The 12051-nt window shown below is 70.3% G+C and carries 13 protein-coding genes; all 13 read right to left on the bottom strand.

Features of this window, described 5'->3' with window-relative positions:
• Nucleotides 1–33: 33 nt before the first annotated feature.
• The gene (locus ACZ4V1_RS16795) at nt 34–654 is read right to left on the bottom strand and encodes a GTP-binding protein (protein WP_468335830.1); all 621 of its coding nucleotides are present in this window, start codon (nt 652–654) and stop codon (nt 34–36) included.
• Complete coding sequence (locus ACZ4V1_RS16790) at nt 635–1051, bottom strand: DUF742 domain-containing protein (RefSeq protein ID WP_468335828.1); 417 nt, start codon at nt 1049–1051, stop codon at nt 635–637. The genes ACZ4V1_RS16795 and ACZ4V1_RS16790 overlap by 20 nt, the downstream gene beginning before the upstream one ends.
• Nucleotides 1048–1425 (bottom strand): roadblock/LC7 domain-containing protein, encoded by a 378-nt coding sequence (locus ACZ4V1_RS16785; RefSeq protein WP_167308645.1) that lies wholly within the window; start codon nt 1423–1425, stop codon nt 1048–1050. The genes ACZ4V1_RS16790 and ACZ4V1_RS16785 overlap by 4 nt, the downstream gene beginning before the upstream one ends.
• Nucleotides 1426–1451: 26 nt before the next feature.
• Nucleotides 1452–3074, bottom strand: a complete 1623-nt coding sequence (locus ACZ4V1_RS16780; RefSeq protein WP_468335826.1) for a sensor histidine kinase — start codon at nt 3072–3074, stop codon at nt 1452–1454.
• 365 nt (nt 3075–3439) lie between these two features.
• Entirely contained in the window at nt 3440–6292 is a 2853-nt protein-coding gene (locus tag ACZ4V1_RS16775; protein WP_468335823.1) for a DEAD/DEAH box helicase, read from the bottom strand.
• 81 nt (nt 6293–6373) lie between these two features.
• Nucleotides 6374–7321, bottom strand: coding sequence for a twin-arginine translocase subunit TatC (gene tatC / locus ACZ4V1_RS16770; RefSeq protein WP_468335820.1), 948 nt, complete (start codon nt 7319–7321; stop codon nt 6374–6376).
• Nucleotides 7322–7368: 47 nt separating this feature from the next.
• The gene (tatA, locus tag ACZ4V1_RS16765) at nt 7369–7656 is read right to left on the bottom strand and encodes a Sec-independent protein translocase subunit TatA (RefSeq protein WP_055416059.1); all 288 of its coding nucleotides are present in this window, start codon (nt 7654–7656) and stop codon (nt 7369–7371) included.
• A gap of 254 nt (nt 7657–7910) precedes the next feature.
• Complete coding sequence (locus ACZ4V1_RS16760; protein WP_468335818.1) at nt 7911–8105, bottom strand: hypothetical protein; 195 nt, start codon at nt 8103–8105, stop codon at nt 7911–7913.
• 10 nt (nt 8106–8115) lie between these two features.
• Nucleotides 8116–8349, bottom strand: a complete 234-nt coding sequence (locus tag ACZ4V1_RS16755; RefSeq protein WP_373433715.1) for a hypothetical protein — start codon at nt 8347–8349, stop codon at nt 8116–8118.
• A gap of 56 nt (nt 8350–8405) precedes the next feature.
• The gene (locus ACZ4V1_RS16750) at nt 8406–9458 is read right to left on the bottom strand and encodes a helix-turn-helix transcriptional regulator (RefSeq protein WP_468335815.1); all 1053 of its coding nucleotides are present in this window, start codon (nt 9456–9458) and stop codon (nt 8406–8408) included.
• Nucleotides 9459–9476: 18 nt separating this feature from the next.
• The gene (locus tag ACZ4V1_RS16745; RefSeq protein WP_468335812.1) at nt 9477–10430 is read right to left on the bottom strand and encodes a helix-turn-helix transcriptional regulator; all 954 of its coding nucleotides are present in this window, start codon (nt 10428–10430) and stop codon (nt 9477–9479) included.
• Between the two features lie 126 nt (nt 10431–10556).
• Nucleotides 10557–10928, bottom strand: a complete 372-nt coding sequence (locus tag ACZ4V1_RS16740; RefSeq protein WP_468335810.1) for an FKBP-type peptidyl-prolyl cis-trans isomerase — start codon at nt 10926–10928, stop codon at nt 10557–10559.
• Between the two features lie 60 nt (nt 10929–10988).
• Nucleotides 10989–11993 carry an FKBP-type peptidyl-prolyl cis-trans isomerase gene (locus tag ACZ4V1_RS16735; RefSeq protein WP_468335807.1) on the bottom strand — a complete coding sequence of 335 codons (1005 nt, stop codon included), beginning with the start codon at nt 11991–11993 and terminating at the stop codon, nt 10989–10991.
• Nucleotides 11994–12051 lie beyond the last annotated feature (58 nt).

Genomic DNA, 12051 nt, shown 5'->3' with positions numbered 1-12051 from the left:
TGTGGGTTCGAGGGGCCGGTCGGCCGCGCCGGGTCAGGTGAGCGCGCCCTTCATGGCGATGGAGTGCAGGAAACGCGTCAGTGTCAGCAGGACGTCCCGGCTGGAGGCCCGGCGCCGCACGTCGCAGTCGAGGATGGGAATCTCCTCGGCCAGGTCGAGCGCGCCCCGCAGTTCCGCGACGGGGTAGCGGGGCGCGTCGGGGAAGGTGTTGACGGCGACCACGAAGGGCACCCCGCGCTCCTCCAGGCGCCCCATGACGTCGAAGCTGACGTCGAGGCGGCGGGTGTCGACGAGTACCACCGCGCCGAGGGCGCCCTCGAACAGGCCGTTCCACAGGAACCAGAAGCGCTCCTGGCCGGGGGTGCCGAAGAGGTACAGCACCAGTTCGTCGGTGATGCTGATGCGGCCGAAGTCCATGGCCACCGTGGTGGCCGTCTTGGAGGCGGAACCGAAGTTGTCGTCGACCCCGATACCGGCCTGGGTCATCGTCTCCTCGGTGGTCAGCGGTCTGATCTCGCTCACCGAGCCGACCATGGTGGTCTTGCCGACCCCGAAGCCGCCCACGATGACGATCTTCACGGCGGCCTCGGCCGTGTGCGGCAGCCGGTCCTCGGTCCGCGGGCCCGGGATCGTGTCAGAGCTTTTGAAGTCCATGCATCACCGCTTCGAGGAGGTTTCGGTCGGCGACCTTCTGGCGGACGATCGGGGCGCGGGCCTGCACCAGTTCCAACGCCAGCAGGTCGGTGAGCAGCACGGTCACCACACTGAACGGCAGGCTCAGGTAGGCCGACAGCTCGGCTACGGACAGGGGTGCGGCGCACAGCCGCAGCAGGGCCGCCTGTTCCGGTGTGGCGGACACCGGCGGGTCGGCGCGGGCCACGATCAGGGTGACCAGGTCGATGTCGGCGCGCTCACCGCTCCCCTCCCCGCCGATGACGAACAGCCGCTCGGGGTTGGGGGTGCCGTCGTCCTTGCGGGGCGGTCCGGCTGAGGAGGACTCGGCGGACGGATCCGGCCCGGGAGATCGCCTCTGGCGTTGGGGAGGAGTCATACGGTCTGCCCATTGCGCCGGGCGGGACTGGTGAGGTGGGGTCCGATCCGGGCGACCAGGTCGGCCATGCTGAGGCCCATCCGGCCCGGCTCGCAGCGGACGTCGGAGAGCACGGCGAGGTAGGCGTTGGGGCCGGCGGCCATCAGGTAGAAGTAGCCGCCGTTCATCTCGATGAGGACCATCTTCATGTCGCCGTCGCTGGTCGGGATCTCCTGGCTGACGGCACTCGCCAGGCTCTGCAGGCCCGCGCAGGCGGCGGCGACCCGGTCGGCGGCGTCGGGGTCACCGGAGTAGCGGGCGATGCGCAGGCCGTCGGCGGAGAGCACCACGATCATCTCGATGCCCGGGACGCCGTCGTAGAGATCCCGGAGCATCCAGTCGAACTTGCCTTGCTGCTCGATCACTTGAGGTTCCCCTCGTCGTCTGCCGGAGCGTGGGCCGGCTCGTTGCTGCTGGACTGCTGGTGGGCCTGGGTGATGCCCGGATGCTGCTTGAGGCCCTCCCAGAAGGCCCCGATGAAGTGCCCCGGCGGGAGCCCCTGGTCCTGCTCCGGCCCGGGGTCCGGGTCCGCGGCGACCGGGAAGCCGTTGCGGGCGCGCTCGGCGGCCTCGCGGGCCTCGCGCTCGGCGTCCTCCCGCTCCCACACCGCCTGTTCTGCCAGGCGCTGGCTGAGCGGCATCTTGACCCGGCTGCGGCGCTGCGGGAGGCCGCCCGCCGTCCACTCGGTCACCTCGGGAACGTCGTCCTCCAGCAAGGCCGTGTCCGGGATACGGGGGCTGGTGGGACGGCGCTTCTTGGGAGCGCGCTTGGGGCCGGGAAGGGCGTCCGGGCCCGGGTGGGGGATCGACGTCGCGCCGATGCCGTGGGCGAGTCCGACTCCGGGCTCGGTGGTCATCATCTTGCTGGGCACGATGAGGATGGCCCGGACTCCGCCGTACGCGGAGGCCCGCAGCGACACGTCCATGCCGTACTGCGTGCACAGCCGGCCCACCACGGACAGGCCCAGGCGCGGGTGATGGGCGAGGTCCTGCAGGTCGGTGCCGCGCTTGGCGTCCTCCAGCAGTCCCTCGATGCGGGCGCGGGACTCCTCGCTGAGGCTGACGCCGGCGTCCTCGATCTCGATGCAGACACCGCTCTGCACCTCGGTCGCGGTGACGTGCACCTTGGCCCCGGGCGGGGAGTACCGGGTGGCGTTGTCGAGGAGCTCCGCCGCCGCGTGGATGACCGGCTCGACCGCGGTGCCCTTGATGTTGACCTTGGCGATCGAGGCGAGGTTGATCCGCCGGTACTCCAGGATCCGGGACATGGCGCCGCGCAGCACGCTGTAGAGCGCCACGGGCTTGGGCCACTGGCGTCCCGGCCGGCCGCCGCCGATGACGGAGACGGAGTCGGCGAGGCGGCCGATCAGGGCGGTGCCGTGGTCGATGCGCAGGAGGTCGTCGAAGACCTCGGGGTTGCGCCCGTGGTCCTCCTCCATCTCGCGGAGTTCCTTGTTCTGCTGGTGGACGATCGCCTGGACGCGGCGGGCGATGTCGACGAAGGAGCGCTCGGCGGATTCGCGCATGGAGTCCTGATGGTCGACGATGTCGCAGATCATCCGGATCATCTTGCGCTGCGGCTCGCCGAGTCCGACGTAGGAGGGGTCGACCTCGGCGAGACGGCGCATCACCTCTTCGGGCGTACTCCCCCGGCGCATGAAGTCCAGGATGTTGGGGAGGACTTCGCCGCCGAGACGGACCATCTCCTCGTGGTGGCTCGCGGCCCGGCGTTCCAGATACGCGCTGTGACGGGCGTGCTCGGCACGCTCGAGCCGCAGCGCACGGCCGCGGCGTGCGGCTTCGGCCGCCGCGGTGATCACCAGCAGGGTGGCAACGGCACCGCACAGGCCGACGGCGAGCCGGGCCGGTTCCGTCACCAGGGCGACGGCGGCCCCGGTGGCCGCGGCCATCACTATGGCCGGCAGCAACAGCGTTCGCGCGTAGGGAAGTTCACGGCGATCTGGAGGGGAATCAACACTCACCATGTAGGCCCTCTGAAAAACGAATCGGCTGGGATGGGGGAGCTTGCAGCGGGGTATCTCTGGGAGTTGTGGGGATCTTCGGCGCATTGGGAACAAGCGCGCGATTCCACCTCAACTCGGTGCGCTGCGGGCGAGCTTAGTCCGAGGGGATCATCGCCGTGTCATATTCGGCAAGCACCTGAAACGGGCATCGGGACTGGAGTAGTCTCGGGCCCATTTGCACGTTCGGGAGTCATTCGAACACATTGAGTAATCAAAAATCGATGTGCGGAAGTCACTCACCGCAATGAGGGAAAGAGGCGCCGGATGCACTCCGGAACGCTCGGAGGCCCGGCGGGATGCCGCCGGGCCTCCGAGAAGCGGGGCACCTAGCCCACGGACGAGTAGGCGACCACCCCGCGCAGCAGTTCGTCGACCGCCTTGCGCGCGTTCTTCGGAACCGTCGAGCCCCCGGTGGGCGCGGCGGCCGAGATCTGGCCGAGGACGTCGATGACCTGCTTGCACCAGCGCACGAAGTCCCCGGCGGGCATCTCGACCTCGCGCAGCACCTCGTCGAGGCCCTTGCCGGACGCCCACATGTACGCGGCCCAGGCGAAGCCGAGGTCGGGTTCGCGCTGGCCGACGCCCTCGGTCTGGCTGATCCGGAAGTCCTCCTCCAGGGCGTCGAGGCGGCCCCAGATGCGGACCGTCTCACCGAGCGCGGCCTTGGCCTTGCCCGAGGGCAGCTTCGGCGCCATCGCGTCGTCGGCGGCCCGGGACTCGTAGACCAGCGCCGAGACGCAGGCGGCGAGTTCGGCCGGGGAGAGCCCCTCCCAGACGCCCTCGCGCAGGCACTCGCTGGCGAGCAGGTCCAGTTCGCCGTAGAGCCGGGCGAGGCGCTTGCCGTGCTCGGTGACCTCGTCACCACGCAGGTAGTCCATCTCCGTCAGCAGCGCGACGATCCGGTCGAAGGTGCGGGCGATGGTGTTCGTCCGGCCCTCGATCCGGCGCTCCAGCTGCGAGGTGTCCCGCAGCAGCCGGTGATAGCGCTCGGCCCAGCGGGCGTGGTCCTCGCGGTCGTCGCAGCCGTGGCAGGGGTGGGCGCGGATGTCCTTGCGCAGGCGGGCGATCTCCCGGTCGTCGGCGGCCTGGGAGCGCTTCTTGCGGGCCCGCTCCGGCGGGATGTGCCCGGCCTTGGTGCGCAGCGCGGAGGCGAGGTCGCGGCGGGACTGCGGCGAGCGCGGGTTGAAGGACTTCGGGATGCGCATCCGCTCCAGCGCCTCGACCGGCACCGGGAAGTCCATCGACGCCAGCCGCTTGACCTGCCGTTCGGCGGTCAGGACGAGCGGGCGGGGCCCGTCGTGGTGCTCGAAGCCGCGGTGACCGTTGGAGCGGCCGGCCGGCAGGCCCGGATCCAGCACCAGGGCGAGGCCCGCGTACTTGCCCGTCGGCACGTGGATGACGTCGCCCGGCTTGAGTTTCTCCAGGGCCACGGCGGCCTCGGCACGCCGCTGGTTGGCACCCTGCCGGGCCAGCTCCGTCTCCCGGTCCTTCAGCTCGCGGCGCAGCCGCGCGTACTCCTCGAAGTCGCCGAGGTGGCAGGTCATGGAGGACTTGTAGCCCTCGAGCCCCTCCTCGTTGCGCTGGACCTGCCGGGAGATGCCGACGACGGACTTGTCCGCCTGGAACTGCGCGAAGGAGGTCTCCAGCAGCTCCCGGGAGCGGTGCCGGCCGAACTGCTCGACCAGGTTGACCGCCATGTTGTACGACGGCTTGAAGCTGGAGCGCAGCGGGTACGTGCGCGTGCCGGCCAGTCCCGCGAGGTGCTCGGGGTTCATGGCGCGCTGCCACAGCACGACCGCGTGACCCTCGACGTCGATGCCGCGTCGGCCGGCCCGGCCGGTGAGCTGGGTGTACTCGCCGGGGGTGATGTCGGCGTGCTGCTCGCCGTTCCACTTGACGAGCTTCTCGAGCACCACGGAGCGGGCGGGCATGTTGATGCCGAGGGCGAGGGTCTCGGTGGCGAAGACGGCCTTGACCAGTCCCCGGACGAACAGCTCCTCGACGACCTCCTTGAAGGTCGGCAGCATGCCCGCGTGGTGGGCGGCGATGCCCCGCTCCAGGCCTTCCAGCCACTCGTAGTAGCCGAGGACGTGCAGATCCTCGGTCGGGATGGAGGAGGTGCGCTCCTCGACCAGGGAGCGGACCCTCTCCCGCGCGTCCTCGTCGTTGAGCCGCAGCCCGGCGTAGAGGCACTGCTGGACGGCTGCCTCGCAGGCGGCGCGGCTGAAGATGAAGGTGATCGCGGGCAGCAGGCCCTCGGCGTCGAGCCGCTCGATGACCTCCGGCCTGCTCGGCGTCCACATACGGGAGCGCTGTCTGCGCTCGCGCTCCCGGTCGGCCTCCTTCATGGCCCGACCGCGCCTGCGGTCCTGGTAGGACGGGCGGCTCGCCTCCAGGCGCGCCATGCGCGTGAGGTCCGGGTTGACGGCCTTCTTGCGGCCCTCGCCCTCCTCGAACAGGTCGTACATCCGACGTCCGGCCAGCACGTGCTGGAACAGCGGCACCGGCCGGTGTTCGGAGACGATCACCTGGGTGTCGCCGCGGACGGTGTCGAGCCAGTCGCCGAACTCCTCCGCGTTCGACACGGTGGCCGACAGTGACACCAGGGTCACGGATTCGGGGAGGTGGATGATCACCTCCTCCCACACGGCGCCGCGGAAGCGGTCGGAGAGGTAGTGCACCTCGTCCATGACCACGTATCCGAGGCCGAGGAGGGTCTGCGAGCCGGCGTACAGCATGTTCCGCAGGACCTCGGTGGTCATCACGACCACCGGGGCGTCGGAGTTCACGCTGTTGTCGCCGGTGAGCAGGCCCACCTTGTCCGCGCCGTAGCGGCGGCACAGGTCTGCGTACTTCTGGTTCGACAGCGCCTTGATGGGTGTCGTGTAGAAGCACTTCTTGCCCTGCTGGAGGGCGAGGTGGACGGCGAACTCGCCGACGATCGTCTTGCCGGAGCCGGTAGGCGCGGCCACCAGCACGCCCTTGCCCGCCTCGAGTGCCTGACAGGCCTCGATCTGGAAGGGGTCGAGGCCGAAGTCGTACATCTCGCGGAAGGAGGCGAGCGCGGTGGCCTGCTCGGCAGCGCGCCGACGGGCTGCCGCGTACTGCTCGGCCGGAGAGAGATCCTCTGTCATCGTGCTTTCGAGCGTACCGGGCCGCACTGACAACAGGACGATCATTATCGGGATCGGTCCCGTGGGGAGTCCGTGAGGGCTTGCGCGGGGCGGCGGCGACGCGTGCCGTCACCGCCCCGGTGTGCCTCAGGTCACGTCGTCGTAGCCGTTGACCCGGTCCTTCGTGGCCTGCTCGGGCAGGGCGCGGGCGGTGGTCACGGGCTCGATCTCGCCGATGTCCTCGGGTGTGAGGTCCAGCTCGGACGCCTCGTCGTCGTCGGGCATCAGGGCGTCGCGGCGGGCCCTGCGGCGGTCGTTCAGCAGGGAGATGGCGACCGCGACGAAGTACAGGACCCAGATCGGTCCGGCCAGCCACATCATGGTCAGCGGGTCCGTGCTCGGCGTGGCGATGGCCGCGAACAGCGTGATGCCCATGATCATGCCGCGCCACCAGCCGAGCATCCGCTTGCCGGTCAGCGCCCCGGTGAAGTTGAGCATCACCAGCAGCAGCGGCAGCTCGAAGGAGAGGCCGAAGACGACGACCATGCGCGTGACGAGGTCGAGCAGGTCGTCCAGCGGAAGCAGGTTGTCGACGCCGAACGGCGTGAACTCGATCAGCACCTTCGCGGTGGTGGGCAGGACCACGTAGGCGAAGTAGGCACCGAAGAGGAAGAGCGGGGCGCCCGTGGCCACGAAGGCGTAGGCGTACTTCTTCTCGTTCTTGTGCAGCCCGGGGGCGACGAAGGCCCACAGCTGGTAGAGCCAGATCGGTGAGGCGAGCACGACACCGGCCATCAGGGACACCTTCAGCGCCAGGGTGAAGGGGCCCAGCAGACCGTTGATGGTGATCTGGGCGCACCGCTCGTCCTCGGGCAGCTTGGCCAGCTCCTCGAACGACTTCGGGCAGCCGACCGAGTCGAGGACCGGGTCGGTGAAGAAGTTGATGATGTCGTTGTAGAAGAAGGCGGCGACGACGGTGACGGCGACGATGGCCAACAGCGCCTTCGCGAGCCGGTTGCGGAGCTCACGAAGGTGCTCCGCGAGGGGCATCCGCCCCTCCGGATCCTTCTCCTTGCTGCGGGCAGGCTTCAGCAACCCACGTTCCCATCTCGTGCGGCGGGCCGGAGGTCACCGGCCCTGCGTCAGCGCTTGGTCGTGTCCGTCGGCTCGGTGACCGGGCGGGAACTGGTCACATCGCCGGGGGCCGCCTGGATGGTGCGCTGCGCCGCGGCCTGCTCGGGGTTCGGCGGGTCGGCGGGGGCGGAGTCGTCGGACTTGCTCTCGCTCTTCATCGCCTTGGCCTCGCTCTTGAGGATGCGTGCCGACTTGCCGAGCGAACGCGCCATGTCCGGAAGCTTCTTCGCGCCGAACAGCAGGATGATGACGACGAGGATGAGAATGATCTCGGGAGCTCCGAGCCTTCCGAACATAAGTCTTTACCTTCTCACCGAGGCGGCTGGGTGGGGGTGCTGTCCGACCAGTCGGACAAACGTCCGACCGACCGTGTTGTGCAGCGATCGTAACGCTCAGGGGTAAACGTGAGGCAATCCCTGTGCGTACTCCCGTCCGCGACCGGGCCTCGTTTTCCGGGACGCGACCAGCAGCGTACCTTCCGGTGCCTGTGTGGTGACAGGGTGAAGCGCCTCGAAACGCGGCTCACAGCGTGTCCGCCCCGAAACGCGGCTCACAGCGCGTCCGCGGCGCGGGCGGCGCTCTCGGTCGCCCGCTCCAGCTCCTCCGCCGCACGGCTGATCCGGTCGGCCGAGTCCGTCACCTGCCGGCCCAGGCGCTGCGCCTCCACGAACACCTTGACGGCGAACACCGCGAGCACGGCGAGACCCAGAAAACCCACGGCAACCGCGAACATCGGCCAGAACATGACGCCGAGCCTAGACGGTGGAGTGCAGCCGCAGGGTCCTGACCCCGCCGCCGGTGAGCAGTTCCACGACCCGCTCCCCCGCCGGCTTGCGGACGGCGGACCCGCACTCGGGGCAGGTGAACGAGTAGAACGTGGTCCGGCTCGTGGCGCCGATGGCCAGGCGCAGGGCGCTCGCGGCGAGCTCGAAGCGGCCCCGGCAGTCGGGGCAGCCGGCCTTGAACACGACCGGGGACACGCGCCGCATCCCGGCGAACGCGGACGCCGCCGTCACACCCGCCGCAGCTGGCCCCTCGGACTCGCTCACAGCCCTCGCTCCCGCCTGTCGTGCCCGCGCTGTCCCTCGCCCGGCCCGCCCTGCGCCCCGGCCGCCTCGACGCCGTCGTACGCCGCCAGCGCCTCGCGGGCTGCCCGCCGGGCGCTGTCGGCGAGTTCGGGCGGGGAGACGATGCGGCCGTCGCGCCCGAGCCGCAGGCCCAGCCGCCGCAGGGACGCGGGGTCGGGGGTGCGCAGGGTGATACGCAGTCCGCCGTCCGGAAGCTCGTCCGCGCTGTCGTGCGGGTAGTACTCGGCGACCCAGCGTCCGCCGGGGCCGACCTCCACCACGACCTCGGGATCCTCGGCGGCGGGCTGCACCAGGCCCTCCGACAGGTCCCGCAGCTCCACCTCGGGCGGTGCGGACGGCTCGTCCAGGATGCGGATCTCGGCGACCCGGTCGAGCCGGAAGGTGCGCCGGGCCTCGGAGCGGCGGCACCACGCCTCCACGTACGTGTGACCGACGCTGACCAGCCGGATGGGGTCGATCTCGCGCTCGGTGACCTCGTCGCGGGCAGGCGAGTAGTAGCGGATCCACAGCCGGCGGCGCTCCGAGATCGCCCGGTCGACGTCGGCGAAGACGCCGCCCTCGGACTCGAAGGTGACGGACAGGCGCGAGCTGGCACCCGCGGCCTCGCCGGCCGAGGTCTCCACCTTGGCGGTCGCCCTCAGCAGCGCCTGCCGGTCGCTCTCGCGCAGACCGGGCAGGGTCGCCACGGCCCGGGCGGCGACGAGCAGCGCGGTGGCCTCGTCGGCGGCGAGCCGCAGCGGCTCGGCGGCGTCCGCGCCGAGAGCGGCGGGATTGTGCCACCAGATGCGCTCGCCGTCGGTGTCGATGTCGAGCAGGTCGCCACCGCGGAAGCTGGTGCCGCACATGGGCAGCACGTCGAGGTCGGAGACCAGCTCGTCCTCGGTGATGCCGAAGGCGCGCGCGACGTCCTCGACCCGGGCACCGGGGCGCTCCCGCAGATACGTCACCAGGGACAGCATCCGTCGGGTCTGGTCGATGGCGTTCACGGGCCTGACCGGTTTGCCTGCCACTGTGTTGTCCGCTCCCCCTCAGCCCTTGGCCACGGCACGCAGCCGGTCCACCACGTCCGCACGCAACTCCGCCGGCTCCAGCACCACCACGTCCGGCCCGAACTCCACCAGCCAGGCGTCCAGGCCGTGCCCGTACGGAATCTCCAACTCGTCCCAGCCGTCACCGAGTTCCCGTACGGCGGTGGCCTTCGCCCGAAGGGGGTAGCCGGCGCCCGTGCGCAGCCGGATCAGCGCGGAACGGTCGGCGGTCTCCCCCGCCCAGCTCGCGACCGTCTCACGAACGGTGACGACATCGGGCACGGGGGCGGTGAACCGCGCGCCGCGCGAACGCACCCTGCCGGTGATCCGGGACAGCCGGAAGACCCGCTCGGCACCGCGGTCGCGGTCGAAACCGGCCAGGTACCAGTGGCCGCGCCAGCACTCCAGCGCCCACGGCTCGACGTGCCGGGGCTCGGGCTGCGCGGCGTTGGCCTTGCGGTAGTCGAAGACGACCGGCCGGCGGTCGCGGCAGGCCAGCATCAGCGGCTCGAACGCGGCCTCGTGCACCGGGATCCGCGGCTCCAGCGCGCTGTGCGCCTCATACGGGTCGACGTCCTCGGGCAGCCCGGCCGCGCGCAGCTTCTGCAGCGCGCCGCTCGCGGCACCGGCCAGCCGGGCCTGCTGCCACACCTTGGCGGCGAGTCCGAGCGCGGCCGCCTCTTCGGCGTCCAGGGTGATGGGCGGCAGCCGGTTGCTGTCGCGGCGGGCCAGGTAGCCGACCTCGCCGTCGAGGCTCTCGACGGTCTCGATGACCAGCCCGAGTTCCCGCAGGTCGTCCTTGTCCCGCTCGAACATGCGGTTGAAGGAGTCGTCGGAGCCCGCCTCGAGATAGGCCTCGATGGACTCTCTCAGCTCACGCTTGCTGAGTGGCCGCCGCGTCCCGAGCAGACACAGCGCCAGGTTCATCAGCCGCTCGGCCTTGGCAATGGCCATCGACGCCCTTCTCCCTATGGTGCTTACGACGGATGACCGTACCGCCCCGCGGTGGCCCGGCAAAAGCCGAGGGCCCATGCCCGGACAGGCATGGACCCCAGGTGACCGGCTCCGATCGGACTTCGATCAGACTCCGAGCAGATCGACCACGAAGATCAGCGTCTCGCCGGGCTTGATCGCCGGGGTCGGGCTCTGGTTGCCGTAGGCGAGGTGGGCCGGGACGGTCAGCTGACGTCGGCCGCCGACCTTCATGCCCTGCACGCCCCGGTCCCAGCCCGCGATGACGCGACCGCCACCGAGCGGGAAACGGAACGGCGTACCGCGGTTCCAGCTGGCGTCGAACTCCTCGCCCGTGCTGAACGCCACGCCCACGTAGTGGACGGTCACGGTCTGACCGGCCTGCGCAACCGGGCCGTCGCCCTCCCAGATGTCCTTGATCTCGAGGTCCGCCGGGGGCTCGCCACCCGGGAAGTCGACCTCGGGCTTGTCGATGCTCACGTGTTCAGCTCCTGCTTGTCTACGGAAAGGCAACGGCCCAAGTCTTACATCTCCGGCGCGTCACATCTTCGCGAGGATGTCCACGGAGAAGACCAGTGTGGAGTCCTTCTCGATGCCGCTGCCCTCCGGCGGGCTGTCGCCGTACCCCAGGTCCGGCGGGATGACGATGAGGACGCGGCTGCCGACCTTCTTGCCGGTCAGGCCCTGCGACCAGCCCTTGACGACCTGCTGGAGCGAGAACGACGTCAGCTGCTTCCTGCCGTACGTCGAGTCGAACTCCTTGCCGCCGTCCCACACCACGCCCTTGTACTGCACGAGCACGCTGTCCTGGGCGCCGACCTCGGCGCCGTCGCCCTCGAGGACGTACTCGGCCGCGAGCTTCTTCGGCGCGTCGGACTTCGGCACCTCGATGGAGGGCGCCTTGCCGTCGGTGTTGGTGCCGACCTTGGGCAGGGCGGCGTCGTCCTGGGGGACTTCCCTGCCCTTGGCGGAGCTCTTGGCGTTGAAGGTGTCCTGCACGTCGACCACGAACACCAGCGTGTCGGAGCCCTTGATGCCCGCCTGCTCGTTGCCCTGCTCCCCGTACCCCCAGGTGGGCGGCACGGAGAACTGGACGCGGCTGCCGGTCTTCTTGCCCGTGAGCGCGTACCGCCAGCCGTCGATGATGCTGCCCTGGGCGAGCTGGATGACCAGGGGGGTCTTGCGGTCGTAGGAGTTGTCGAAGACCTTCGCGCTCTCCCAGACCTGGCCCAGGTAGTTTGCCGACACGAAGTCGTTCTCGGCGATGGCCTTGCCGCCACCGGCGATGACCGTCTTGACCGCGAGGTCCTTGGACGGCTCGCCGCTGCCCTTGGCGACGGTCGGCTTCTCGTCGAACTTCGTCCCCGCGGTGATCGCCGGCAACGGACCGTCGACGATCTTCGGCGGCGGCGGTGCCGACGTGTCCGACGCCTCGGGCGTCGCGCTTTCGCCGACGCTGCTCGATCCGGACTCGTCGTCGTCACCGCATGCGGCGAGCGTGACCAGTCCGGCGGGGACGGCGATGAGGAGTGAGCGTCGGCGCACGGTGGGGGCCTCGTATCGGTATCGGTCGGTCCTGTGGGAGTGCGCGCAACTCTACGAC

This window comes from Streptomyces sp. NPDC028991 (assembly GCF_055564775.1).
The sequence above is the reverse complement of the archived record's forward strand: the minus strand, read 5'-3'. Positions and strand labels throughout refer to the sequence as shown.

Bases quoted from the DNA above. Each gene is read 5' to 3' on its own strand.
- ACZ4V1_RS16780 (WP_468335826.1), bottom strand. From the start codon at position 3,074: ATGGTGAGTGTTGATTCCCCTCCAGATCGCCGTGAACTTCCCTACGCG.
- tatA (WP_055416059.1), bottom strand. From the start codon at position 7,656: ATGTTCGGAAGGCTCGGAGCTCCCGAGATCATTCTCATCCTCGTCGTC.
- ACZ4V1_RS16795 (WP_468335830.1), bottom strand. From the start codon at position 654: ATGGACTTCAAAAGCTCTGACACGATCCCGGGCCCGCGGACCGAGGAC.
- ACZ4V1_RS16760 (WP_468335818.1), bottom strand. From the start codon at position 8,105: ATGTTCTGGCCGATGTTCGCGGTTGCCGTGGGTTTTCTGGGTCTCGCC.
- ACZ4V1_RS16755 (WP_373433715.1), bottom strand. From the start codon at position 8,349: ATGCGGCGCGTGTCCCCGGTCGTGTTCAAGGCCGGCTGCCCCGACTGC.
- ACZ4V1_RS16745 (WP_468335812.1), bottom strand. From the start codon at position 10,430: ATGGCCATTGCCAAGGCCGAGCGGCTGATGAACCTGGCGCTGTGTCTG.
- ACZ4V1_RS16790 (WP_468335828.1), bottom strand. From the start codon at position 1,051: ATGACTCCTCCCCAACGCCAGAGGCGATCTCCCGGGCCGGATCCGTCC.
- ACZ4V1_RS16775 (WP_468335823.1), bottom strand. From the start codon at position 6,292: ATGATCGTCCTGTTGTCAGTGCGGCCCGGTACGCTCGAAAGCACGATG.
- ACZ4V1_RS16785 (WP_167308645.1), bottom strand. From the start codon at position 1,425: ATGCTCCGGGATCTCTACGACGGCGTCCCGGGCATCGAGATGATCGTG.